The organism is Selenomonas sp. AE3005 (assembly GCF_000686945.1).
Taxonomy (GTDB): Bacteria; Bacillota; Negativicutes; order Selenomonadales; family Selenomonadaceae; genus Selenomonas_A.
The window spans coordinates 272618-298110 of record NZ_JMME01000002.1 but is presented as its reverse complement, the minus strand read 5'-3'; the positions used below and the strand labels follow the sequence as shown (position 1 = coordinate 298110).

Below are 25493 nucleotides of genomic sequence, written 5' to 3'. Positions count from 1 at the left end.
AAGCAGTCGGCGCGATTGTTCAGCACAGTGTCCAGGGACTGTTGTTTGTGGGCCAGTCCTCACTGCGTTCGGACAGTCGTTCCACTGCGAAAAGCATCACCACCTCCGCCCTAAGAGTCGTCCGTTTAAAAGAATTATTTCGCAGTGACAGGGAACAAGTACATCGATGTTCTTGTAACGGGAGCAACGGGTTCGTAGCAATTGTAAATACCTTAGCTGGGGGCGAACGGGGGAGTGATTTTTATGCGGGGAGCGACTGCCTGAGCGCAGCGAAGGCCGGCACACTGTAGTCAATCGCTAAGCAACTACGCTGAAAGGAGCGCCGTTGGCCCGCCCGGCGCAGGTAACTGGACAAGAGTATTTACCGAGGTGTGTCGTTTAGCGGAGGCAGAAAAATTACTCCCCCGTGAACCCCATGCACGTATGAACGGGATGCTTTTAAGAACTCGTTAACCATCAAACTGCAATTTACAACAAAAGGTCCGTTGAGAAATTCAACGGACCTTTTGCTATGAAAAAAAATTACAGTTTCTCCTTAAGGTAACTTAGCAATTTTTCTTTGGTGGTCGATTTTAATATGTACCCATTCGGTTTCAGCTTTAATACGCGTTCTACCTGTTCCTTGCCGCCGACACCGGTCAGGAACACCACCGGAATCCCCTGCGTTGATGGTTCCTGGCGCAGCATTTGGAATACCTGCGGCCCATCTACCACCGGCATTTCATAGTCAAGCAGAATCATATCCACGCTTTTTTTCGCCAGGAAGGTTATCGCCTGAATCCCGGCCGTAACGATACTGACCTGATAACTATCCTTAATCCATTCGCGCACCATTTTAGCATACGATGGGTCATCATCAACTATCAGAATATGCTTTTTCGTGTTGCCCTCGACTTCAGGGAAAATCCCCTCCGTCACGGCCAGTTCCAGTTCCTCCATTTTCACCGGTCTGTCCAGCCAGCCCACATGGAGCATGCCGAACACTCTGCCCGTCAAATCATCGCGCTCACTCTTGTCCCCGATGACTATAACTTCGCATTCGCATTCCAAATCATGGATTTTACCATAAACATGCTCAAGCCAGTTGAATTTAATTACATCTTCCATAATGTTATTCGGCAGATAAAAGATAAAGAGTGCCGTTTCTTTTTCCTTATCAAATTTCGGCAGATTATCTTTCTCCTGCGTGATTATAGAAACCTTGCAGCCTATTTCCTTCAGCTTGCGCTCAATCCCCTTAACCACCACGCTATAGTTACACATTACGATAACGACTTTTTTCTCTTTTGTTTCACTCATATCTCTCACCCCATGCAGTACATATTATTGTAACGCCGATGGTCTTATTCAGCAAGTATTGCTATGATTTTATCATAATCGAATTGTTCAGCAGCGGCCTTCAGGCTTTCCCATTTCGCTGTCTCACTGTCAGGAAAACCGTACTCATCAAGTTCCACAAATATCTCCTCCAACCGGCTGCAATCCATTTCCTCTGCCGCCACTTTAATTTCCGCATATGCTCCTGCGAGTAAATCACTATCCACAAGCGGCTTATCTGCAGCCTGCTCCATGGCAAATACTGCTGCCAAAGGTTCCCTAAAGCTGCGGTATTTCGTCATAAACGCCGCATGGTGCTGGACGATGTAGGACGTATCACCACTCTTGCCGGCGTTTTCGAGCTGCTGCGCCTCTTCACCAAAAGCCATTGCACCGATAATGCGCGCCGAGCTTTTAAGCGCATGCACCTTGATGGTATAATCCTTCCAGTTTTGCTGGCTATAAAAGTTTTCAATCTCTGCCACTTTTTCGTCCAGCGATTCATAGAAGATTTTCAGTAATGGCAGATAGTCATCAGCCGAACCACTGTTTTTTATGCCTGTTGACAAGTCAAGCCAGTCTGCGTCTTTTAGTGGTGCCAGCACTTCCGGCACTTGAGGACCAGCCTCAGCTGCCTGATCCTGACTTGCGGCCAAAATTTTTTCAGGTGGCAAATATTCCGCCAGCAACTCCTCTAACTTTTGCGGTGAAATAGGTTTCGTCAAATAATCATCAAATCCGGCACTTATATACTGCTCACGTGCATTGGCAATAGCATTGGCAGTCAGACAGACCACGACCGTGTCCCGATTCGGGTTATCCTCCTGCGCCCGCAGCTCATGCAAAGTTTCAATGCCATCCTTGTTCGGCATCATGTGGTCGAGAAAAATGATATCGTATTTTCGTTCTTGGGTATGTGCCAGACACGCGTCGCCACTTTCTGCCGTGTCAATTCGTACCTGTGTCTGCTTTAACAGATTTTGGAATACGACCAGATTCATCTTATTATCGTCCACAACCATAACTCTGGCATTAGGTGCCGTGAATTTTTCCTGATGGCTTTTTTTACTTTTAAAAATAGCATGATATGATTTTTCATAGTCACCTAACGGCTCCCAGCTTACTACTTTTTGCTTAAGCACAAAACAGAATGTAGAGCCGTAGCCATAAGTGCTGTCCACCTGCATGTTGCTGCCCATCATTCGCAGCAGATTCAAGGTTATGGCCATACCAAGGCCCGTGCCTTCAATATTGCGATTACGTTTTTCCTCAATCCGTTCAAATTCAGTGAACAGTTTCTCCATGTCCTCATCTTTTATGCCAATACCTGTATCCTCCACAGCCACCCGCAGGTATACACTGTCCGGTTCATCAGGAATAGTGTCATAGCCCATATAGAACGTCACTGTTCCCTTTTCCGTGTATTTCACGGCATTGGTCAGCATATTTGTAATTATCTGCTTAATGCGGACCTCATCGCCAAACAGAACACCAGGCATTTCCTCATCAAACCCTAGTTCCAGTTTCAGCCCTTTATCCATAGCCCGCGGCTTCAGCATATTTACCAGGTCATTAAGCATAGAGGCCATATAGTATTCTACGGGAATGATTTCGATTTTTCCTGCTTCTATTTTAGAAAAATCGAGAATTTGATTGATAAGCTCCAACAAGGTTCTGCCAGCCGCCTTAACATTTTCGGAATAATAGCGGATACCTTCGTCCTTGCACTCGCGCAGAATCATTTCATTCATGCCGATAACGGCGTTAATCGGGGTGCGAATCTCATGCGACATATTGGCCAAGAAATTACTTTTCGCCCGTGAAGCCTCCTCCGCCTGCGCCTTGGCTTCCATAAGTTCTGCACTCTCGCGGATTTTCACCTGCGCACGAACCAAGAATGTCACACCCAAAATTACCAGTATCATCAACAGACTGAACACATAAACCACTAACAGGGTAATACTCTCAATCCCCTCCGAGGCCTTGGCCTGTGGTACAAAGCCTGCTACCAAATAATCCGTCCCCGGAATTTCTGCTTCAAACATAATCATATTGCCATGACTGGATTGAAAGCTGCGGGCAGAGGCTACAGAAACTTCCATTTCCCGATTCATGGTTTGATAGAATTTTTTCACCTCAGCGCTTTGCATAAATTCGATATCTTCTACGTCACTTTGGGCAAAGGGAATAATTATATCCCCCTCATGCGTGGTGACCATCATTTTACCAATCCCATCGTAACACTTGATAGCAAATCGCTCCATCAGGCTGTTGATAGGATAAAGCCGGTACAAAACATACTTTACATTTTCCCCATGAAAGACCGGACAGGTAAACAGCAGCCCTTCACCAGGCACGAAAGTAATGGCCCGGTAACCACGAAACGAAGTCTGTATCCCATCAAAACGGCGTACAGACAAGCTGTCCCCAAAGACGGCCGTGCCGTTAAGCGCCATCAATCCCTGTTTGGCACCGGCGTCGTTGAGCAGCCGTGGCATTAAACGCTCACGCTCCTCAGGCGCAGATTCGATTTTCGCCGCAATATAGGCAAGATTTTTAAGTTCGACGTCTAAATTTTCCGCAGCCTGACAAGCTAGTGTTTCAGCCTGCCTCTGTGTCTGCCTTTCCGTGTAAAGTATGAGCAGGTCACTCATGCGCTCTTTGAACATTACACCAACAAACAGCAGCACGAGACCAAAGACCAGCAGGATTATGACAGCAGTGCTTTTCTCCTTCAAGGAAGCAAGGTTAATCATATATCTCTACCCCCTCGACAAACCAATCCATGCCGTAAAATAGCTGTTCGTCACTGATTTGTTCTCCCTCTCCGCAACGAAGGCGTCCTTCATTATCATAGATCACCCCGGAAAACACATCCTGTTTTCTGATACGCTGCAGCTCCAATTCCACCAAAGCCAGTGTCTGCTGCTCTGCCAAAGGTGATATTCTATCCAGCCTTACACCGCCCTCTGTTATATCGAGCCAATAGTCTTTGGACATGTTCACTTTGCCAATCAAAAAGTCTGATAACACCTTTTCATAAACGACATCCCAGTCATATAAAGCCGCCGTCAAATACCGCTGGGAATACTTGGCGTTGGTGGAACCATAGCCGACAGTATATAATCCCATCGCCTCCGCTTTTTTTATAACATTTGGCTTATCCTCATGGTAGGTAAACACATCAGCCCCGGCTGCAGCCATCTTTACAACACTTTCCTGTTCAAGCTGCTCATTGTCCCAACTGCCCGTAAAACGAACCAACAATTTCGCCTGCGGATTAGCCCGCCGCACCCCCATTGCATAGGCATTTATGCCACGATTTGTCTGCGAATTGGGCATTGCCGCTACATACCCCAGCACGCCGGTCTTAGTAAGCGCCCCGGCAACCAAACCGGACAGATAGCGCACCTGGTAAAGACGGGCGAAATATGAAGTACAGTTTTTGGCCTTTCCATGCCCAGATATGCAAAAGAAAGCTACGTTAGGATATCGTTCGGCGATTTTATCCAAATATTTGCCGTAGCCATTGCTGGTCAGAAAAATAACATTGACACCTTTAGCAATCATTCCATCAACGGCCTCGTAAAATGTCCCCTCATCCCCACTTTCAGCGATATATTCACGATGAATAAATTCACAACCATGTTTCTGACTGGCCTTCATAAGACCGTTGAAATGACTTTCATTCCAGCCTCCATCAGCCTTGGAGCCAACTAAAACAGCTCCCACCTTAACCTGTTTGGACTCACTGGGAATACGAAAACTCTGTATCACGAGGATGATTACTGATACGATGATAAGCACCAGCAATATCGGAATACTACGATCCCTCCATCTCTTACTGTTCAATGGTTACGCCCTCCACATACCAGTTAAATGTATTTAACATTGCATTATCTGACATTGATTCGCCTTCATCTAAGCGAAGTTTGCCGGTATTATCCCGAATGGGCCCATAAAACACATCAAATTCACGGCTTGTAAGTCTGTCGTTGGCTGCCGCCACCGCGGCCTTTGTTTCCTCACTAACAATACTGGAAAAACCTGACAATTTAACAATGCCATCCTTCATGCCTATCCACTTGTGCGTTCCGTGGAATTTACCCCTCAGACAGTCAAGTATTTGCTCACGGTAATATCCCTGCCAGTTCCATTCCACAGCCGTAAGATATGCGCTTGTAAACAAATCACTGTTGTCCTTATTACAGCCGATAGACATTATCCCCCTGCTTTCGGTTACTTTGTGTGGCTTTAGGGAGTTCGTATGCACAGCGATAACATCTATCTGTGGGTGATTATCCAGCAACGTTTTCGTAGCCGTCTCAGCAGGCTCATCTGCTGTCCACGAGTTACAAAAACGCACGTAGACGGCAGTCTCAGGACGAACACTGTGTGCTCCCAGCATAAAGGCATTTATCCCCCTGATTACTTCCGGCAGTGGAAAAGACGCCACGTAGCCAAGCTCCCCAGTTTTTGATTCTAAAGCAGCTACAATACCAGCTAAATACCTGGCCTGATACATCCTGCCAAAATACGTTGACATATTTATCGAATGCGACGTTCCGCTCGCATGCAGAAAATATATATTAGGATATGCCAACGCTGCCTTTTTCATATACTCGCCAAATTCAAATGAATTTGCCACAATGATTTTGCAGTCTTCCTTCTCAATCAAATCCACTATTTCTTTATAGCAGTCCTTAGGAACTTTTTCCCGACAAATAATCTTCAGATTTAGTTCTTTCTGCAAAGACTGCAACGCCTCAAAATGCGTCTGGACATAATTTCTATCATTGTGGCTGCCATTTAAAATAAGGCCTATTCTTGTCGTCTCAGCAGTTATATCTGTTTCTGTATGACTATCCCTTATAAGCATAATCCCTGCTACAGCGGCCACAAATATCATTATCACCACAATAAGTATCTTTCTCAACTGGCCTCACTCCTTGCTATCCAGTAATCGAAAACATACACTATTCCTCTGTTAGACTATTCGCCAAAAAATTCTGTAATCCTCTCCCACTTGCTATTCCCTGCCACAATCTATATACTAAAAATACTTATTTCCCTGCAAGCACAAAAGGAGCTGCCATTTATGATGAATTATGAACAGGAATGGGACCGGATTTTAAATATCAAAACTACCGGCCGTGATGATACCATTTCTGATTTTACCCGTTACCCTTATGAACCCACCGACTATGAAGTATTGGAGCAAGTCGTAAATACCGGACTTATACTCAGGAACAACACGCTGATTGATTACGGCTGTGGCAAAGGACGCGTAAGTTTCTTCCTGTCCAGTCAGACAAAATGCCATACCATCGGTGTGGAGTACAATCCGCGGCTGTATGAAAAAGCTCTGGCCAACCGCGACACCGCCTGCCGCGGTCATTTAGTCACGCTGCTGCAGCAGGACGCCGCTGATTTTGCCGTACCGGCCTACGCCGACAGGGCTTTCTTCTTCAATCCCTTCTCCACCGCTATACTCCGCACCGTAATGATGAATCTGCTTTCTTCCTGTCAGGAATCCCCCCGGGAATTTCTCCTGTTCTTCTATTATCCCTCACAAGCATATATCGACTACCTCCTTTCCTTACCCCAACTATCACTGACAGACACGCTGGTCTGCCACCGTAACAGCCCCGAACGCGACACACGCGAAAAGCTGCTAATCTTCCGCACCGGACTGTAACCCCCACTGTTCGTTGTTATCCAAACATAAGTTGCAGTTTGACAGTTAAGTAGTTCTTAAAAGTATCCCGTTAATACGTGCATGGGGTTCACGGGGGAGTAATTTTTCTGCCTCCGCTAAACGACACACCTCGGGAAATAATCTTGTCCAGTTACCTGCGCCGGGCGGGCCAACGGCGCTCCTTTCAGCGTAGTTGCTTAGCTGCGTACTACAGTGTGCCGGCCTTCGCTGCGCTCAGGCAGTCGCTCCCCGCATAAAAATCACTCCCCCGTTCGCCCCTAGCTACGGTGTTTACAATTGCTACGAACCCGTTGCTCCCGTTACAAGAACATCGATGTGCCTGCTCCCTGTCAGTGCGAAAGAATTCTTTTAAACGGACGACTCTTAGGGCGGAGGTGGTGATGCTTTTCGCAGTGGAACGACTGTCCGAACGCAGTGAGGACTGGCCCACAAACTATAGTTACTGGATACTATGATGAATGATCGCGCCGCTGGCCTGCCCGGCGCAAGGTGGCTAAAAAGTGCTGTCGTTTGCTAGTGGGACATTTAGTGCAACAGCGAAAAGTATTACCACCTCCACCCAACTGAGCTGTAACAACTAAAAGTAAGCAGGCACTGACCGTCAAACTGCAATTTACACGCAAAAAGGCCGTTGACATTTTTCGTCAACGGCCTTTAAACCTGTTACTTTATAACTCCATTGCCCCTAAGCACTGCCTGTATGCTTTCCGCACTCTTTTGCAGCAGCTCTTCTTCCTCTGCCGGCAAAGGCAGCGGTATCCTTTTTTCCACACCATTACGTCCGATAATGCTGGGCATGGACAAAGCCACATCATGAACACCATACTCACCATCTAAAGGCATGGACACCGGCATGACACAATGCTCATCGAAAAGCACAGCCTTAGCCAGACGACAAGCCCCCATCGCTATACCCGTATTTGTCCAGCCCTTCGACATTACCACATCATAAGCCGTATTAACGACTTCCTGCGCAATCTTTTCCCTGTCCAGTTCTTCCTCATGGTCAAAGAATTCATCGAGCCTTGCCAGCGGCACACCACCTATATTGACCGTGCTCCAGGCCGGGAAAGCGGAATTGCCGTGTTCGCCTAACATATAGCCTTGCACATCGCTGGCATCCACATGAAAATGTTTGCCCAATATACTTTTAAACCGCATGGTTTCCAATGTCGTCCCCGTACCAAAGAGCCGGCCAGCCGGATAAGCAAACTCCGTGGCAGCCACATAAGTTGTGATATCCAAGGGATTTGTTATCATGATGAACACAGCGTCACGCGTATAGGCCGTTACCTGTTTCATCACATCACGAATAACTGCGATATTTTCCTTGGCCAAAAGCAGCCTGTCCATTTTCTGGCCGGGAAGAATGCTCGGCCCGGCAGCACAGATAATCACGTCAGCATCACGGCATTCCTCAAAGCCGCCAGCATAAACATGAATTCCCGGCACATAGGCACAAGCTAAGGAATGCATTGCGTCCAAGGCCTCACCATGGGCAACTTCCGGCTTGATATCAATACAAACGATTTCTGCGGCCAAATGACAGGCAATAGCTCTGGCCAAAACTGCCGAGCCTACATGCCCCAAACCAATGATTGCTAACTTATGCGGTTTAAACACTTTTACATATCCCCTTTGCCATTTCGTAGATGTATTGTGTACATTAACACTTTTACAGTATACATCTTTTTCACAAAGTTTACAAACGCCTTATCATTCCAACTGATTTCTGTCCTGATAAAGCGTTACGAGCATATCCATATTGGAATCCTCGAGCACTTCCTTGACAAAGCCCTCTGCCCCGCAAATGGCAAAAACTTTCTTGGCTGCTTTAGCTTTTTTGGCCAGACGCAGTATAATCCGCAGCCCGGCACTGGACAGATACTCCAACCCTGTCATTTCCACGGCCAGCTTAGTGCTCGACGCCAGCAAGTCTTCGGCCTGCTCCCCCACTTCCGTAGAAGTAACCCTGTCTAAGCGCCCCTGCAGGGATAATATAGTCCAGACACCTTTTTCGCTTACTTCACTGCTTAATAATTTTTCATCCATTTTCATTTCTCCTATCAAATGCCCTGCCAATGAAAGCACAGCATAGTTATATCATCAGAGGCCTCGGCGCCAGCGGCGTGTTTTCCCACGGCCTCCATACAAATAGACACTATTTCCTCTGCCTTTTTCCCCTGCCCGGCGCTCAATGTGCGGAGCAGCTGTTCCTTGGTAAACATCTGCCCCTCTTTATTCATGGCCTCGGTCACACCGTCAGTATAGAGCAGCATTGTATCTCCCGGAGCCAACTGCAGGGTGTTTTCCTTGTATACAAGCCCCTCCATAACGCCCAGCATGGGATTATCCGCCCGGGGCAGGAGCCGGGCATCCCCACTCCCCTCCTGCTTATGCAGGAGAACCGGCGGATTATGGCCGGCATTTACATAGCTGACTTGTCCCGTGACCATATCTATAACCGCAGCAAACGCCGTAACAAACTGTTCCGCCTCGTTGTTCTGGCAAAGCTCATCATTGGCTATCATAACGGCATCGGCCAGACTGCCGCCCTCCTTTTCCGTTCGGAGAATGCTGCTACCCAAAACAGTTTTTGACCGCACCATAAACAAAGCTGCTGGCACGCCCTTATCGGAAACGTCCGCGATTGTCAGCAACAGACGTTTATCATCAAGGAAGTAAAAATCATAAAAATCTCCCCCCACTTCCTTGGCTGGCTGCATGGTAGCAAACAGCTCACAGCCTTTCTGACTGGGGAAGTCCCGTGGCAGACTCCCGGCCTGAATACGCGCTGCGACAGACAGTTCCGTCGCAATACGTTCTCTCTCGGCTGCTGCCTGCTCCAGTTTCTTGATATAGCGCCGCAGCTCATCAGTCATTTGATTAAAACTTTCTGCCAGCTGCTCAATCTCATCGCCTGTTTTAAGCGAGAGCTTTTTTTCCAAATTGCCGCTGGATATATCACGCACACCGGCCGTAAGGGTGAGCAGTGGCTGCACAAAACGGTCTGCTGCCTTGCGGCTGGCGTAGTACAACATCAGCAGCAATAGCAACAGGAGTACCGCCGTACGCAGCAGATTATCCCGGAAATATTTGCTGAAAGCAGCAAAAAAGTTCTCCGCCTGTGTCAGCAGATGGTCCTTAGCTGCCTGTGCCGGCTGAACCACAACGTCCTTTTCTATCAGGGTGCCATAACTCCACTTCATGGACGGTATCGGCGCATAGGCAATATAATACTCCTTCCCCTCTACCAACACCATGTCAACCGCAGATTGTCCCTCTACCATGCTCACAGCTTTGGCCGCTAAATCCTGCTCTGTGCCCTGCCGCAGGTCGTCTCCTTTTTCAGCCGCTGACAGCACACCAGCCTTCTCCGATGATAGTACCACCTGCCCCTGGGCATTCAAGATGAAGTTAACATTCGTTCCTTCCAACTCATTGGTGGCGAGCTGTTTATAAAGTGAATCGATATTATGTGCTATGCCAGCGCCCCCGGCAAAACCATTTTTATCATAGTAAGGTGCCATGCAGGCAATGGCTGGATACCCTTCTATGCCTACGAAAACATTCGTGAATATAGTTTTTCCTGTGGCTTTAGCCTCCTTGTACCAAGGACGGTTTCGCGGGTCAAACGATGGCGCATACCACTCATCATAAAACTTTACATTCTCATTGCGGTCTGCCATGACATCTACGCTGATAATATAACCAAGCTCAGCGGCATAAAAATAAGTCAATTCATGGCCTGGTTCATAGGTATTCGCCCACAAGGCCATAGTATCAGCGGCATTGGCGGCGATATCAGCCTCAGGCATAACATCGGCGATATGTCCGCTCGCGCGCAGTGCCGGTGTAAAAAACAGATAAGGCTGGCCGGAGGCAATAGGTGTTTCCCCACCAACAGGCAAACGGCGGGGCAGATATTTATCCGGCTTTGTCAGAATCTGCGTCATTGTCTTGGCCAGCAGTTCCGTGTCCTCTTTAATTCTGGCCATTTCACTGTCTATACGCTTGGCCTTTTCCCGCGCCAGCAGCGCAAACCGCTGCTTGGCCTGTTCATCAGCCACTTGCTCAGCAAAAGCAGCCGACGCCGCGCCCATTTCCTGCCCCTGTTCTATCGTATACCGGCGTACATCATTGAGTCCATAGAAGGAAACTGCCTCAAAAGCCAGAAAGCATACGATTCCTGTCCAGAGAACCAGACGGAACAAGCGCTGCTCGATACTCATTCTGACCTTCACGTTGATTCCCCCCTGCTTTATTCATATATGGCTATGTCTTTTTCATAACCTTAATATAATAATTTTCTCCTTTTCTATTGTCTATTCCTCCTAAATCGCTGTATATTTCTTTTCTCTCCCCTAATCGTTTGCCATAAAAAAGCGGATATAGCAATGAAACCATTGCTATATCCGTCCCCAAAGCTTTATATTTCATCATCAGCTTGTACTTTCCCATACAATAAGTCCTCAGCGCTGTCATTCGATTTCTTTATTGTTTTTTTCCTGCAGGGCGGGATTACCTGCAGCTACTGCCATATCCAGTTCCTCATCACTGAGGTTCTTGCTCCATTGAGCTGACATATTATCCATACGGTGCATAGTGAGCAGCTTGCCCAACAAGGTCTCTTTAATGTTATGGCACTGCGAAAAATCAAACCGTTCCAATTTGTTATCAAGTAATTTGTCTTCCATTTTATATTCTCCTCTCTTGCTTTACCGAATCTTTGTTTTTCTTTTGCTCTTTATATCCCTGACAAAGCAAAAAAGTGTATTGGTTTTAAAAAAATTTATTCCTTATCCTCCAACAATTTTTTCAGTTTTTCACGGGCTTGCCGCAATGTCGTACGGACTGTGTTAGCATCAATCCCCAAGGCCTCCCCTATTTCTCCTGACTTCATGCCCAGCCAATAGGTCATTTCGACAATTTTCTGCTGACGTTCGGACAAGCTTGCCAAAGCCTGCAGCAATTCCTCATTTTCTTCCCGCGTCAGTGCCTGCTTTTCCGGTGTGTACTGTTCCGGTGCGGCCGGGTCAAAATTTTCTTCCCAGGGTGCATGCATAGTAACAGTTTTGCTGCCGTAATGCTTGTAGAGCACATTTTGTGCGATACGAAACAGCCATGTGGAAAATGCTCCTTTATCCGGGTCATAATCTTTGAGATGCTGATACATGCGGATAAAGGTATCACTTACCATCTCATCCGCCAGTGCAGAATCCTTTGTCTTTCCCATCAGGTGCTGGTACACACGGGGAAAGAAATGTTCATACAGTTCCGTAAATGCCAGTTCGTCCGTCACTGCGCGCTGGGCCAGGCGGCCCCAGTAATCACTGTCTTTTTTTTGGGGAAAGGTTACAATTCCTTTATTCATAAGTGAATCTCCTTACTTACCGGCAAACTCCTGTCCAACCGCACCAGCGTCCAAGACTTTTTCCGTGTCGTTTTTCTCTTTTACAGGACTGTCTTTGACAGCTGCTGCCTGCAAAGCACTATTGGCGGCGGCACCTTTACGTTCAGCCTCGGCATAAAGGGCAGCGTCAAAGCCCACTGGTACTCCCATGGCTTTTTCCAGGGTAGCACGGTACAGATTGTACTGGTAAAGTGCTGTGCTGTAATTGGAACGCGCCTGAGTGAGTTTTTCCTGTGCGTCCGTCACGGAAAGCAGGATATCCACGCCTTCCTCGTAACGCACCTGCGCAATCATATAGCTTTCCTCAGCCTGCTTAACAGCTGCGGCTGCGGCATGGATATTTTCCTCTGCCGTTTTCATCTGAATATATGCTGTGCGTGTTTCCAAGCGGATAGTTTTCTGAGTACGTGCGGCTGATTTTTTCGCCTGTTCCACCAGCGCCCCGGCCCGCTTGACATTGGCACTGGTCACACCATTGTCAAAAACACTCCAGTTAACGCTAATACCTGCCTCCCAACCATTACTGCGTTCACTGCGGAAAGGAATATTGGATGAGATACTCTGACCTGCCGTTCCTGTAACTCTGGGACGATAACCGGCCTTAGCCGCATCCTGTTGTGCCTGTGCAGCTTTTACAGCATAATCGGCGGACAGGCCATCGGGACGATGTGCCAGTGCGTAATCCTCACAAGCAGGCAGGTCACGGGGATAGGGCTCATAAGTGAAAATATCTGTCGGCGAAACCACACTGTCCTGCGGCAATCCCACAATACTGGCCAAGGTACTGCGCGCCACATTGACTGCGCCCTTGGCACTTGACAGGTTCTGCCGGTAATTGGCCAGCCGTACCTCCATCATCAGTACATCGGCCTTGGCTACCATACCTTCGCTGTATTGGTCGGAAATCAGCTTTAGCTGGGTATTGCCCATGTCTACAGCCTCCTCAGCAATACGCTGCAGATTCTCCCGGTGGAGCAGGTTGGCATAAGCCTCGGCCGCCCGGTAACGCACCTGCTGACGCGTGTTCTCCAGATCGAGGTCAGCCTGATTTAACTGATACCTGGCACTATCAATCTGTCCTTCACGCTGCCCTCCCGTATAGATGGGGATAGTAAGTGTCCAGCTATTGGAAAAGGTGTTGTTATAAGCATTAGCATTATCACCCAACAGTTCACGCATAAGCTTGCGGGATTCATAATCCCTGCCGCCCAGACGTAAGGCACGCGATGACCAGTCGACAACCGGTCCGGTGCCACGCCGCGCACTGGACAGCTGCCATTTCGCCGCGTCCCGGCCATCTTCACTGGCCCCAATGCTCTCATCTGTATCCAGAGCCATCTGCACACACTCAGCCAGGCTCAGGTCTACAGCCGCGCCCGTTTCCTGTTCTCCGTATGGTGCTGCACCAGCCTCCCCCCACAGGCAGGAGGCCGCTACCAAACTTGCTATAATCATTTTCTTCATAAAAGGTCACATCCTTATGCTACTTGCCGTTTCACCAGTTCGGAAAAGATTCCGCCTTTCTCTACCAACTCATTGAAGGTTCCCATCTCGGCAACACGTCCTTCATCCATAACGATGATACGGTCGCAGTTGCGTATGGTGGAAAGACGATGTGCTACGATAATGCGTGTAGCATGGAGACGGTCAAGGCTTTTGGTCACGATGCTTTGCGAACGGTTATCCAGGGCACTGGTTGCCTCATCAAATATGAGTATGGACGGCTTGCCCACCAAAGCCCGGGCAATGAGAATTCGCTGCCGCTGTCCGCCGGAAATATTGCTGCTGCCTTCACTGATGACAGTCTGCATGCCCATGGGCATTTCGGCAATATCTTCAGCAATACCGGCAGCCTCGGCCGCCTGCCAGGCATCATCCTGCGTTAATAGTTTCGTCCCCACGATATTGGTGTAAATATCGCCGGTCATCAGCTGGCCATTCTGCAGCACCACGCCCATCTGGGAACGAACCGAAGGCAGGTTTACATCAGAAAGGTCATGCCCATCAAAGTACACAGCACCACTCTTGGGTACTTCAAAGCCCAGCAACAGGCGTACCAAAGTACTCTTGCCGCTGCCGGACTTGCCTACGATAGCGACATTTTCGCCGGCAGCCACGGAAAAGCTCACATCATGAAGGACTTCATCGCCCTCAACTTCCGTAACATTACCTTTCTCGTCAGGAACCATATTGGTGTAGGAAAATGTAAGGTGGCTTACCTCCAAGGCACCGGATAATTTACCGGCATCCTGCTTGTCGCCAGCACTTTCTGGTACAGCCTCTAATATCGGCCGCAGATTTTCCAGCTGGGGCTGAATCCCAAAATACTGGCTGATCAGTCCGATAATACCGCCCATAACCCCGTTGAAACTGGAATACGCCGCATTAAAGGCGATGAACTGGGCATAGCCAATACCCTTCTGCACGGTCTTGCCGTCCGGCCCCAGCTCATTCATGCCATAAACAGCAATCCAATAGAGAATCAAGGTGAGGATAAAGGGCTGCATACTGGAAATAATGGAAGTATAGTTGTTCTGCCAGCGCAGTTTCAAGCTCCAGTTCCAATGCTCACCAAAGGTACGTGTCCACAGGCTGTAGGCCTGCTCCTCCGCCCCCTGTACACGGAATTTAGCCAGGCCGGCAAAAATCTGCTGTACCGTCCCGGCGGTCTTGTTCCCGGCAGCAATGATTTTCCGCTGGAAGAACAATACCCTGCGCAATACCACAGCAACAAACAAGGCATAAACAATCCAGACAACGATAGCCGCTGCCGTAAGTTTAATACTGTAATAGCACATGAGGAAAATACTCCAGAAGGAAAATATGAAAGACAAGATTGACCCCACAAATTCCCCGGAGGCAATGCTCTTGGCAATACCAATGCCCCCCATGCGGCTGGCCAGTTCGCCCACTGTATATTTGCGGAAGAACTTGGTAGGCAGCTGTGTCAGCCTGCCCCACATAGCAGCCTCCGCGGCAATTTCAATGCGTGTACCAATACGCATAACAGCAATGGCACGCACAATCCCTAAAGCAGCGGTAGTAAAACTGGTCACCATCAGTGCCTGCGTAACTGTTGCCAGCCCCTGACGGTCAAGAATCGGTATGATATCCTGAAAGATTGTTTCCGTAATTATCGGTGTTGCCAGCGGTATTAAGCCGCCAAACATACTGCAAAGAATAATCGTGCGATAATCAGCTGTCCAGCACTGCCAGAACATGAATTTGATTAAATCCCACAATTTGAGGGCGCGTGACGGAAAACCGGCATAGCATTGAAAAGCGTCTTTGCCAATGCGCCCGGCCTCGGCATCAGTCAGTAAAATGCCCTCCGGCCGTTGGCGAAGTACGATGCGGTAGCGTTCCGGTGTTTCAGGAATGAACGCCGCCATTTCTTTTTCTGCTGCCCCGGGAGGTGTATAGAAACCAATCATAACACCGGTGTCTTTCTTGTACCAGTTTTCGGGCAGCGTCACCAGACGCATCTGCATATTACCCTTTTGCATGAGACGCCGGAGCAGAGCCACATAGTCCAAATCCCGCGCTGTTTCCTCAGAAATGCTAATCGTATCAGTCGGCATTTTGAGAGCTTTGGCCACCTGCTGCACGATAAAAGACGCGTCCTCTACCTGCCTGCCGGTGCTCGGATTATCCGCCTCGCCAACAAACAGCATTTCCTCGCCTAACAGACTGCGAATACCATTTTCCACGAGGAGCTTTCTGGCTTTCTCCCGCAGCAGAATTCGCCGTGAAAGGCGCTTATCTTCTGCACCAAATCGCATGCCCATAAACATGGACAATACTTCTTCATGTTCGGCAAACTCGGCCAGCAGTTCTTCTTTGCTGTCCAGCTTGCGGAAAACACGCCCCTTCTTCCATTCCTGCAGCATGTCGTCGCCCTTGTCTGCCATTAACCGTAGCCAGGGCAGCTCAACCAGCCGTGAGAACCAGCGTGTCATGTGGGCGCGCAATGCCTCCGTTTCCACATTTTCCAGGGGACAAAGTGTATATTCCATCTCCTCCAGCGCATAAATCTGCACACGGATTTCTTTGAATTCATCAATAGCCGGAAAAGCAGCTTCTCCCGGTCCGATATCCATAAGATAACAGCGGCGGAAAGAAAGTGCATCTTCCGTCCCATCTTTTTTTCTGGTCACGCCATAGACTTCAGCACTGCCTTTGGTGACCTGCAACAATACCGCATCACTCTTCAGGAGAAGGCGCTGTCCTGCGGAAAGTATTCCCTTTTGTTCCACGTCTTTGCCTCCTTCCTCATTCTTCCAAACTCCCTGTTTCCTCGTTTTCCCGTTCCTCAATCAGTCGTCTGTACGGCCCGTCATGCTTTACCATTTCCCGGTGCACGCCGCGCTCGACAACTTTTCCTTTTTCCAGAACGATTATCTCATCACAATCGCGGATAGTGGACAACCGATGTGCCACAATAAGACAAGTACAGCCACGATGACGGATATTCTTCAGCACCTGTTTTTCCGTAATGGGGTCCAGGGCACTTGTCGCCTCATCAAGCACCAGAATAGCGGGATTTACCGCCAATGCCCGGGCGATTTCGAGTCTTTGCCGCTGGCCGCCGGAGAAATTCATGCCGCCTTCAGCCACCTGGGCTTCATAACCGCCGTTCAATTTGAGGATATCATCATGAATGCAGGCATCTTTAGCCGCCTGTACAATGTCACTTTTCCGCACCGTATGGTCAAAGAGTGCAATGTTTTCCGCTACCGTACCCGTGATGAGAAAAATGTCCTGGTCTACAGCAGCCAGTGAACTCAGAATAACCTTACGCGGCAGTTTTCGTCTGGGTACGCCATCAAAAGCCAATATGCCGCCCCATTCCTCATAAAGGCCGGTGACAATCTTGGCCAGGGTAGATTTACCGCTGCCCGAGGCCCCCACCACAGCAATCCATTCTCCAGGCTCCGCATGGAGGTCAAAGTTTTCAAGGAGCGGCTTTTCCAGCGGGCTGTAACCAAAACTTACATCAGTCAAACGCAAATCACCAGAAAGACGGTCGGCGGAGAAAGATTTTTGCAATTCTTCCTCCTGGGACGGAAAGTTCAGATTATCCACCTCATAACGGCGCACATCATTCAGACGCTGCATCTGCATTTCTGTGGTCTGCAGGGTAGAGCCAAGTCCCACCAAAGCATTTACCGGTGCCTGAAAACTGCCCATCAGGTGCTGGAAAGCCATGAACATACCAGCCGTCATGGCACCTTCCATAATGGAGAAACCACCGATGGTCATAATCAGCGCCCCGTTAATACCAGAAAGCAGCGTGGGCAACATCTTTACCGACATGGCCCACAAAGTTGTTTCCTGCGAGGCGGACAAAACCTTTGTCTGATAACCGGCCCATTTCGTGAAAAAGTCTGACTCGTCACCATTGGCCTTGATGGTTTCTATCATCCGCAGACCATTCATGGCTACACCATAGGCCTTACCTGCATCCTGCTGGATACGCATATTAAGGTCAGTCAGATGCCGGCGCATGGCAAAGAACAAAATGAGTTCCACCGAAGTAAAAGCAATGCCGATAAGCGTCAAGGTCACATTGTACTGCAGGAGCAGCAACAAGTAGAAAATAGCCACAAATAAGTCCAGCACAGCCGTCGCTGCCGGGCCCGAAAGCACACCGGCAATTGACTCATTAAAACCTACACGCCCCGCTACTTCTGCGGCATAACGCTGATGAAAGAACTGCATGGGCAGCTTTAGCAGATGCCAAAAATAACTCGAGGAATCGGCCAAAGTCAGCTTACGCTGCCACTTGGTCAGCACCACCGCACGCAGCCAGGCAATGATACCGGACAGGATAAATGATACCACCATCGCTATGCAGAAATTCACCATCCAGTCCGGATGTTTTTTGGTCAGAATATCATCAAGGAAAATCTGGCTCATAACAGGACTGGCCAGACCGGGAATAATAGCACAGAGCTCCAGAATAAAAATAAACAACGCTGCCCATTTATCCTCCAGGAGCTTTCGGCCCATATCCTTAAACACATTATAGCGATGTCCTGCTTTTTGGAAATTCTCCCCCGGCACTATATAGAGGGCGACACCCGTATACGAGGTACGAAATTCATCAAGCGGCACTGTACGCCGTCCCATAGCCGGGTCGTTTAAGTACGCCCTGCCGTTTTTTATCCCCTCGAGCACCACAAAGTGGTTGAACTCCCAATGAATTATCAGCGGAAAGGGATTTTCGGGCAAGAGTTCCAGAATATCGTTTACCGTCCAGCGATACCCATCGGCCTCGCAGTTACGGTTACGGGCAGCCTTGATAACACAGCTGGCTTTGGAACCATCGCGGTTTACGCCGCATTCCGCACGAAGTTTTTCCAAGGGAATCCACAGGCCGTAGTGAGCCAGTATCATGGCCAAGGACGCTGCCCCACACTCCGTAGCCTCCATTTGAAGAATAGTAGGCACTTTGACACGATTTCTGTTACGGGAAAAAATGCCTTGCAATTTATCAATAAAGCTCATGGACTCACCTGCTTCTCAGCCATTGGCTCAACTTATAGAACACTTTTTCAATAGGCGGCCGCCGTTCAATGATAATGGAACCAGTACAGAAACTGCCTGCCGTAACCGGCTTGTGCTCCCCAACTTTAGATGTCCAGAGATAACCGGACTTGGAATCGGGGTCTTTCACCAGGTCAAAACTCACTTCCATAACCGCGCCCTGCGAACCCTGAATAATCATTTGTGCCAACTGTTCGTTGCCACCCAGATTCTTCTTCATGGACTGCAGCGTAGCCGGATACTGGGATACACTTCTGACCACACCGATAAGGCTGCCGGTCTGGGAAATATCCACACCGCCGGGTGCCAGCTGAATGCTTTGTCCCATCTCAACGCGTTTGCCCTTATCTACCGGAATGTACAGAATGCCCTTAAGGTCATTTTCCCGGTTGTCCAGCCGTACGCTGATAACCGGTGTTCCACTGGTTACGATACCACCGTTTTCCACCAAGACTTCATCAGCAATACCATCATAAGGAGAATAGATATATTCCGCCGTTTCCTTCTGATAGCGCTTGGAATCAAACTCATGCACCCGGCTGATGACATCACGGCTGCTGCCGGCCATTTCTGGACCATACTGGGCCATACGCGTGGCGGCATTTTCCTGCGCCAGATTCACATGCGCAATTAAAGCACCCTTCTTTACCCGTTCACCGGGATGCACATATATTTCATCCATCGTCCCATTAGCCATCGCTGAAATCTTAGCAACACCGGCCGAATCCATAATCAGTCCCATGCCGTTTGCCTTGACCGTGAAGGAACCAAAAATGGACCAAATGACCACCGCCAGCAGCATTACCGCTACAGAAATCAGCCCAATCCAGCCCATGGGCGTAGTAATGGAAAGTACCGTATCCAATTTCTCCGGCGAGCGCATCTTGTCAAGGGCTTCCTGACTGAAAATCTGCTTACCGCCTTGGTTCCAGCGTTCTGTATAGCTGGTTTGCTGTGCCTCAGCAGTCCCAGTCTGCTTATCTTTTTCCTGCATCAGCCATTCTCCCCTTCCAGTATGATTTCCGCTTTCATGCCCTCAGCCAGGCCTTCCATGCTGTCCACTACCACTATATCTCCGGCAGACAGTCCGCTATAGATTTCCACATTCTTGCCATCGTCCGAACCAACGGTGACTTCTTTAAGATGCAGGATACCATTCTCATCAATAACGAAAACTTTATTACGGGCAGCGTCTACCATGGCTTTAAGCGGCACGGTCAGACAATGATAGGACTGGCTCATCTGCATGGTCACGCCCGTATAAGTCATTGGTTCCAAAAGTCTGGTACGATTGTCAACTTCCCAGACAGCACGCCGTACATCAGCCGGCTCGGAAAGGGGCGGAACAACCTCCAGCAGCTGGGCACTCACTTTCTGATTCCAGCCCTGATTTCCTGCACCATAATCCGTATCATAGGCTTTGCCCATCGTCCAACGGTCCGGGAAAGTTAACAGCGCCTTATCACCCACCTGTAAATGACGGGTATCAGCGTCAGCCAGATTGAGGGAAAACTTCAGTCTGTCAAAATTACCTACTAAGGCCACAGGCATGCCAGCCTGTACGGCCGCCCCCTCCCGCTGGTAAATGATTAACACTTCACCGTCCACTGGTGATGTCACGTTCAGCCATTCCTGCTGCAGGACATTCTGCGCGCGCTGTGCCTCTGCTTCCTGCAGAGCTTCCTGTGCGGCCAGATACTGCGCCTCAGCAGCCTCGTACTTCTCCTGCGAAGTAGCTTTTTTGGCGATAAGCCGGCACTGACGCTGATATGCACTATAGGCCTGCGCCAGCACGGCCTCTGCCTTGCGGACGGAACTGTTAGACTGCTGTATCTTCAAAGGAATCTGCTCATTATTCATGGAAAGAAGAATATCACCCTTATGCACAGCACTGTTTTTTCCTACATACCAATTCTGAATGCGGCCATTAGTAAGCGCAACGGCATCGGTCATATTGTCGCTGGCAAAACGCACAGCCTCCATATTTATAACCGGGTGCATATCCTGCACTGTTGCCCTGGCCCCTTTCAATTGCAAGGTACGGCTGTCCATGCGTTTGGCAATCTGATTCTCGTCACTATAGTTCAGCCATGCTCCATAGCCCACCATAGCCATAGCCATCAGCAGGATGATAGCTATACCGAGATAAAAATATTTTTTCATGCTTTATACTCCCTTCACATGCTATATGTGCCCCAAATAGATTATTGCAATGAATAGAATAATAATACCCTAATTTTTTTATATAAAATATAAATTCGACATTATAAAAGGAAATCCTCCCCTTTCCATCTCTGTCCCCTTGCCCACAACGGCCTTATACCGGCACAACAGAATATGCGGCAGGAAATTTACCCATTTTGTAGAAAAATAAACATATTATCACGCGAGGAATTTGCGCCGTAATGTCCAAAGGAGGGACGTCATGGTTTTTTCGTCAAATATATTCTTATTCATGTTTCTGCCCATGGTACTCATGTTATATTACAACCCCTTTTGCCGTGGCAGAAAGTTCCGTAATGTGCTGCTGTTATTAGCCAGTCTCTTTTTCTATGCCTGGGGAGAACCTTTATTTGTATGGCTGATGATTATTTCCATCATCGCCGGCTGGCAGGCAGGGCTGAAGATAACCAAGGCAGATTCGCCTGGTGAGCGCAAACTGTGGCTTACCCTGGGGACAATTTTTCATTTGGGTATGCTGTTCGTCTTTAAATACCTGACCTTTGCCGCAGCCCAGCTGGGGCTTTTACTGCAGAAAGATTTTTCTGCCATTCATCTGGCACTGCCCATCGGTATTTCCTTCTTTACCTTCCAGCTGCTTTCCTACTTGTTCGATATTTATTACGGGAAAGCCAGTGCCCAGAAAAACGTTCTGCATGTAGGACTATACATTTCCTTATTCCCCCAGCTCATCGCCGGCCCCATTGTACGTTATGCAGACATTGAACGGGAAATTCTCTACCGTCAGGAGACGCGGCAGGATTTCACCAATGGCATGATACGTTTCAGCTATGGCCTGGCCAAGAAAACTCTGCTGGCTAATTATCTGGCTATCATTGCCATGCAAAGCAGATTTATGTCAGACCAGGAGCCCCTTTCCATAGCTGCTGCCTGGCTGGGGGCTGTTGCCTACACACTCCAGATATATTTTGACTTCTCCGGCTACTCGGATATGGCCATTGGACTGGGGCAGATGTTTGGTTTCCACTTTCGGGAGAATTTCAACTACCCTTACATTTCCCGCAGTGTAACCGAATTCTGGCGCCGCTGGCATATCTCCCTATCCTCCTGGTTCCGTGATTATGTCTACATACCACTGGGCGGCAGCCGGTGCAGCCGCAGCCGCCTGGCCCTTAATCTCTTTATCGTATGGTCATTGACAGGTTTCTGGCACGGTGCCAATTGGACATTTCTGCTGTGGGGATTGATTTATTTTCTATTGCTGATTTTGGAAAAGTTTACTGGGTTTACGGACAGGCTGGGGATATTAGGCCATGTTTACACCATGCTGGCTGTCATCATGGCGTGGGTTGTGTTCCAATTTCCCAGTCTGGAGCAAAGTCTTTCCTATCTGGGCATGATGTGGGGTCTGCCAGGCAATCCCTTCTTTGATGAACTGGCTGCTCATTTTCTTGCCAGCGGCTGGCTGGTCTGGCTAATGGGGCTTATATTTTCCCTGCCTATATATCCCTGGGCAGCCAAACATTGTCCGCTCTGGCATTCAGTTGCTGAGCCCTGTCTGGCCGCAGCCTTGTTCGTGCTTTCCGTTATAGCTACCGTAGCTGGGAATTACAATCCCTTTATCTATTTTAATTTTTGAGGTGCAGTTATGAGCATGCGTGACTATATTATGCGTTTTTGCGCCGGCCTGTTGCTTTTTACATTTTTCATGATACTTCTGCGCTGGTTTACTGTAGTGGTGCTGATTGACAGCTGCAAATGGGACAATGAACTGACGCGTCTGGTTCTTTGGGATAATTGGCGTCTGCCCGAGCTTATACATCCCAGGGAAAAAAATATCGCCTGGGCCAGTCTCTACCCCTTCCAGGAGCCGGAACCGGAAAAAAATCTGCTGGCAGAGCTGCGTCAGCAGGAAAATAACCTGCGCGTGGAGCAGTCACGGTTCGCACGCTGGAGTCAAACTTTTTTGCCGGGATATACGAGCATTGTCGAAACAGGCCGGCGCTATGACAAACTCATAGGCTGGGATATCAGGCCTATAGCTCCCGAAGGCGTGCAGGTACTATCAGATGGCTGGCTGTTTTATCCGAGCCTGCCCTTTGACATTCACGAACAGCTTGCCGAAACCGCCTCTTTTGCCGCGTTTTGTCAGGAGCAGGGCGCCAAATTCCTGTTTGTCCCCAACGCACCAGCCCTGGACACAAAGACCGATGGCCACCTCATCGGTCGGCTGGATTTCTGCCTGCAGAAAAAAGATAATATGGTGCAAGGACTGCAGGAACGCGGCGTAGCGACGCTTGACCTGTATCCGCGCATGCATGAAGATTTCCCTGATACGCCCTACCATCAGCTGTTCTTCCGCACGGACCATCATTGGCTGCCGACTACAGGCCTGTACGCCGCCCTGCAGATTGGCCGGTGGCTGCAAACTGAAGGCGGCGTCCCTCTTATAGATACGCCCCTGCGCCTGGAAAACTATCAGCAGAAGATTTACCCTGCCTATTTCTTAGGCAGTCAGGGGAAAAAGCTGACCACGGTTCTGACGCAGCCGGACGATTTCATGTTGCTTTATCCCCAATTTCCCACATACCTGCATTACGAAATACCTGGGCTTGACATCGACACCTATGGCGATTTTTCCATCACCTATGATATGCATGAAGTAGAACGTAAAGATTTCTATGGTTCCAATCCCTATGCAGCTTATAACTATGCCGATTGTTCCCTCATTCACATGGAGAATTTCGCCCCGGATGCGGCTAATGTAAAGATACTCGTGGTGAAAGATTCCTTTACCAACAGCGTAGCCCCGTTCCTTGCACTCTGCGTAAAACATATGGATATCTTAGACCCACGCTGGTTCAAAGGCAGTATCCGCAGCTATGTGCAAAAAACAAAGCCCGACTTCGTGCTGGTTATTCACACCGTCAAGATAGACTATCCTATAGAGCGTGAGTCTCATCAAAACGGCTATGATTTTCGCTAATAAAAAAATCTGTTGACGCATTTAGTCAACAGATTTTTTATATGGGGATTTTTTACCTACAGTGCACTACTCCCCTGTGCCATATTATCTTTGCCGCCGCCTTTTCCGCCCAGCTTTTTATTAAGTATACTTATACGTTCCCGGCAGCTGCCCGGTACATCAGTGCCCTGTGTCAAAATATAGTTAAGCCTGTTTTTAGATTTATAAAACAATGTAACCTGTGCCTGCGGATTCTCCGCCAGCCGCTGTGCTAATTTTCTGGCTGCCTCGGCCGATATATCGTCAAAATGTACTTCTATTACTTTAACCTCATTTGCAAGCTCCGCCTGCGCCAAAAGCTGTGGAGCTATTTCATTTATCCAGCGTTCTTCCGCCAAGGACAGTTTTTCCTGTAATTCCCTGTTTTCCGTCTGCAGCCGCTCTACCCCGAGCTTTATTTCTTCGTCCTTAAGGGACAGCAGCTGTACCGATGCGCTGAGCTCCTGCCAGCATTTTTGAATTTTTTCCATTGCCAGCCTGCCGCAAAGGAAATAAACACGCGTGCCAGCCTTATGTTTCTCTGTCCTAAAGATTTTGACCAGTCCAACCATGCCCGTCATGGGCGGGTGTGTGCCGCAGCAGGTGCAGGCGTCACTGCCAGCAATGCTGACAACTCGTACCAGGCCAGTCAGTTTGTCATTGAACTTGCGCGTGGCACAAGCGGCCGCCTGCTCAACATCCATCCAGGCCGTTTTTACCGGCAGGTTTTCCTGAATCTGCTGATTGGCCAGCGTCTCCACCTGCATAACTTCTGCCTCGCTGACTTCACGGTTCAGGTCAATTGTCACCATGTCCTCTGACATATGAAAGCCCACATTATCGGCCTGACATAATTTCCAAAAACCATAAGATAAAAGATGTTCACCGCAATGCTGCTGCATATGGTCAAAACGCACCTGCCAGTCGATTTCCGCCGTAACTTCCGTCCCCACAGCTACAGGCTCAGCGGTTTCATGCAAGATATGCCCGTCCTTCTCACGTACATGCGTGACCTTGACAGTTTTATTGTCAAAAAGCAGTTTGCCGGTATCGCTTAGCTGACCGCCGCCCTCGGGATAAAAAACCGTCTGCGCCAGCTCCAGCCCAAAACCATTTTTTAGTTCTACACAGGCTGTAACTACCGTCTGACAGCTGCGCAGCATGACCTGTTCATCATATAATCTTATGGTTTTTGTTTCTGTCATTTCTTTCACACCTCACCATTACGCATGGTCTGATTTTAAGCCGGCACCGCACACGGACAACAATACCCTCTGCGGTCTGCTATATCATTATTCTTGCCCGCTTGT

19 protein-coding genes are annotated in these 25493 nt (G+C 48.8%); 3 read left to right on the top strand and 16 right to left on the bottom strand.

Features of this window, described 5'->3' with window-relative positions:
• Positions 1 to 522: 522 nt before the first annotated feature.
• Genes DL94_RS15170 through DL94_RS14180 form a run of 4 tightly spaced genes read right to left on the bottom strand, consistent with a single transcriptional unit; the run spans position 523 to position 6253 of the window.
• Positions 523 to 1299 carry a response regulator gene (locus DL94_RS15170; protein WP_051586292.1) on the bottom strand — a complete coding sequence of 259 codons (777 nt, stop codon included), beginning with the start codon at positions 1297 to 1299 and terminating at the stop codon, positions 523 to 525.
• A 44-nt stretch (positions 1300 to 1343) separates the two neighbouring features.
• Positions 1344 to 4073: a response regulator gene (locus DL94_RS14185; RefSeq protein WP_051586291.1), complete on the bottom strand. Its 2730-nt coding sequence runs from the start codon at positions 4071 to 4073 to the stop codon at positions 1344 to 1346.
• On the bottom strand, positions 4066 to 5169 hold the full coding sequence (locus DL94_RS0103765) for a BMP family ABC transporter substrate-binding protein (protein WP_081798756.1): 1104 nt from the start codon (positions 5167 to 5169) through the stop codon (positions 4066 to 4068). The genes DL94_RS14185 and DL94_RS0103765 overlap by 8 nt, the downstream gene beginning before the upstream one ends.
• Positions 5159 to 6253, bottom strand: coding sequence for a BMP family ABC transporter substrate-binding protein (locus DL94_RS14180; RefSeq protein ID WP_051586290.1), 1095 nt, complete (start codon positions 6251 to 6253; stop codon positions 5159 to 5161). The genes DL94_RS0103765 and DL94_RS14180 overlap by 11 nt, the downstream gene beginning before the upstream one ends.
• 162 nt (positions 6254 to 6415) lie before the next feature.
• On the opposite strand from DL94_RS14180, the gene DL94_RS0103755 reads away from it, so the two are divergent.
• The gene (locus DL94_RS0103755; protein WP_028128989.1) at positions 6416 to 7015 is read left to right on the top strand and encodes a class I SAM-dependent methyltransferase; all 600 of its coding nucleotides are present in this window, start codon (positions 6416 to 6418) and stop codon (positions 7013 to 7015) included.
• Positions 7016 to 7699: 684 nt separating this feature from the next.
• Here DL94_RS0103755 and DL94_RS0103750 read toward each other — a convergent pair.
• From DL94_RS0103750 to DL94_RS0103700, 11 genes are all read right to left on the bottom strand, one after another.
• Entirely contained in the window at positions 7700 to 8659 is a 960-nt protein-coding gene (locus tag DL94_RS0103750) for an L-lactate dehydrogenase (RefSeq protein ID WP_028128988.1), read from the bottom strand.
• Between the two features lie 93 nt (positions 8660 to 8752).
• Complete coding sequence (locus tag DL94_RS14175) at positions 8753 to 9088, bottom strand: STAS domain-containing protein (protein WP_051586289.1); 336 nt, start codon at positions 9086 to 9088, stop codon at positions 8753 to 8755.
• Between the two features lie 14 nt (positions 9089 to 9102).
• Positions 9103 to 11280, bottom strand: coding sequence for a SpoIIE family protein phosphatase (locus DL94_RS15165; RefSeq protein ID WP_051586288.1), 2178 nt, complete (start codon positions 11278 to 11280; stop codon positions 9103 to 9105).
• Between the two features lie 31 nt (positions 11281 to 11311).
• Positions 11312 to 11497 carry a hypothetical protein gene (locus DL94_RS0103735; RefSeq protein ID WP_037371238.1) on the bottom strand — a complete coding sequence of 62 codons (186 nt, stop codon included), beginning with the start codon at positions 11495 to 11497 and terminating at the stop codon, positions 11312 to 11314.
• Positions 11498 to 11517: 20 nt separating this feature from the next.
• Positions 11518 to 11733 carry a hypothetical protein gene (locus DL94_RS0103730; RefSeq protein WP_028128986.1) on the bottom strand — a complete coding sequence of 72 codons (216 nt, stop codon included), beginning with the start codon at positions 11731 to 11733 and terminating at the stop codon, positions 11518 to 11520.
• A gap of 95 nt (positions 11734 to 11828) precedes the next feature.
• On the bottom strand, positions 11829 to 12410 hold the full coding sequence (locus tag DL94_RS0103725; protein WP_028128985.1) for an RNA polymerase sigma factor: 582 nt from the start codon (positions 12408 to 12410) through the stop codon (positions 11829 to 11831).
• 12 nt (positions 12411 to 12422) lie between these two features.
• The gene (locus tag DL94_RS14165; RefSeq protein ID WP_051586287.1) at positions 12423 to 13913 is read right to left on the bottom strand and encodes a TolC family protein; all 1491 of its coding nucleotides are present in this window, start codon (positions 13911 to 13913) and stop codon (positions 12423 to 12425) included.
• A gap of 14 nt (positions 13914 to 13927) precedes the next feature.
• Complete coding sequence (locus DL94_RS14160; protein WP_037371237.1) at positions 13928 to 16705, bottom strand: NHLP bacteriocin export ABC transporter permease/ATPase subunit; 2778 nt, start codon at positions 16703 to 16705, stop codon at positions 13928 to 13930.
• A gap of 16 nt (positions 16706 to 16721) precedes the next feature.
• On the bottom strand, positions 16722 to 18959 hold the full coding sequence (locus DL94_RS14155; RefSeq protein WP_051586286.1) for an NHLP family bacteriocin export ABC transporter peptidase/permease/ATPase subunit: 2238 nt from the start codon (positions 18957 to 18959) through the stop codon (positions 16722 to 16724).
• Between the two features lie 4 nt (positions 18960 to 18963).
• Positions 18964 to 19992: an HlyD family efflux transporter periplasmic adaptor subunit gene (locus tag DL94_RS0103705; RefSeq protein ID WP_028128984.1), complete on the bottom strand. Its 1029-nt coding sequence runs from the start codon at positions 19990 to 19992 to the stop codon at positions 18964 to 18966.
• Positions 19992 to 21161 (bottom strand): efflux RND transporter periplasmic adaptor subunit, encoded by a 1170-nt coding sequence (locus DL94_RS0103700; RefSeq protein WP_028128983.1) that lies wholly within the window; start codon positions 21159 to 21161, stop codon positions 19992 to 19994. The genes DL94_RS0103705 and DL94_RS0103700 overlap by 1 nt, the downstream gene beginning before the upstream one ends.
• Before the next feature lie 262 nt (positions 21162 to 21423).
• Between DL94_RS0103700 and DL94_RS0103695 the strand changes: the two genes are divergently transcribed.
• Both DL94_RS0103695 and DL94_RS0103690 read left to right on the top strand, forming a co-directional pair.
• A complete protein-coding gene (locus DL94_RS0103695; RefSeq protein WP_028128982.1) occupies positions 21424 to 22818 on the top strand; it encodes an MBOAT family O-acyltransferase in 1395 nt (464 codons plus the stop codon).
• 9 nt (positions 22819 to 22827) lie between these two features.
• Positions 22828 to 24165 carry an alginate O-acetyltransferase AlgX-related protein gene (locus DL94_RS0103690; protein WP_028128981.1) on the top strand — a complete coding sequence of 446 codons (1338 nt, stop codon included), beginning with the start codon at positions 22828 to 22830 and terminating at the stop codon, positions 24163 to 24165.
• 56 nt (positions 24166 to 24221) lie between these two features.
• Here the strand turns inward: DL94_RS0103690 and DL94_RS14150 are convergent, their stop codons facing one another.
• Positions 24222 to 25388: an alanyl-tRNA editing protein gene (locus tag DL94_RS14150; RefSeq protein WP_051586285.1), complete on the bottom strand. Its 1167-nt coding sequence runs from the start codon at positions 25386 to 25388 to the stop codon at positions 24222 to 24224.
• Positions 25389 to 25493 lie beyond the last annotated feature (105 nt).

What these genes read in the sequence shown, in the direction of transcription:
- DL94_RS15170 (WP_051586292.1), bottom strand. Translation starts at nt 1,299, where the DNA reads ATGAGTGAAACAAAAGAGAAAAAAGTCGTTATCGTAATGTGTAACTAT.
- DL94_RS14185 (WP_051586291.1), bottom strand. Translation starts at nt 4,073, where the DNA reads ATGATTAACCTTGCTTCCTTGAAGGAGAAAAGCACTGCTGTCATAATC.
- DL94_RS0103755 (WP_028128989.1), top strand. Translation starts at nt 6,416, where the DNA reads ATGATGAATTATGAACAGGAATGGGACCGGATTTTAAATATCAAAACT.
- DL94_RS14175 (WP_051586289.1), bottom strand. Translation starts at nt 9,088, where the DNA reads ATGGATGAAAAATTATTAAGCAGTGAAGTAAGCGAAAAAGGTGTCTGG.
- DL94_RS0103735 (WP_037371238.1), bottom strand. Translation starts at nt 11,497, where the DNA reads ATGGGAAAGTACAAGCTGATGATGAAATATAAAGCTTTGGGGACGGAT.
- DL94_RS0103730 (WP_028128986.1), bottom strand. Translation starts at nt 11,733, where the DNA reads ATGGAAGACAAATTACTTGATAACAAATTGGAACGGTTTGATTTTTCG.
- DL94_RS0103725 (WP_028128985.1), bottom strand. Translation starts at nt 12,410, where the DNA reads ATGAATAAAGGAATTGTAACCTTTCCCCAAAAAAAAGACAGTGATTAC.
- DL94_RS14165 (WP_051586287.1), bottom strand. Translation starts at nt 13,913, where the DNA reads ATGAAGAAAATGATTATAGCAAGTTTGGTAGCGGCCTCCTGCCTGTGG.
- DL94_RS14155 (WP_051586286.1), bottom strand. Translation starts at nt 18,959, where the DNA reads ATGAGCTTTATTGATAAATTGCAAGGCATTTTTTCCCGTAACAGAAAT.
- DL94_RS0103705 (WP_028128984.1), bottom strand. Translation starts at nt 19,992, where the DNA reads ATGCAGGAAAAAGATAAGCAGACTGGGACTGCTGAGGCACAGCAAACC.
- DL94_RS0103700 (WP_028128983.1), bottom strand. Translation starts at nt 21,161, where the DNA reads ATGAAAAAATATTTTTATCTCGGTATAGCTATCATCCTGCTGATGGCT.
- DL94_RS0103695 (WP_028128982.1), top strand. Translation starts at nt 21,424, where the DNA reads ATGGTTTTTTCGTCAAATATATTCTTATTCATGTTTCTGCCCATGGTA.
- DL94_RS0103690 (WP_028128981.1), top strand. Translation starts at nt 22,828, where the DNA reads ATGAGCATGCGTGACTATATTATGCGTTTTTGCGCCGGCCTGTTGCTT.
- DL94_RS14150 (WP_051586285.1), bottom strand. Translation starts at nt 25,388, where the DNA reads ATGACAGAAACAAAAACCATAAGATTATATGATGAACAGGTCATGCTG.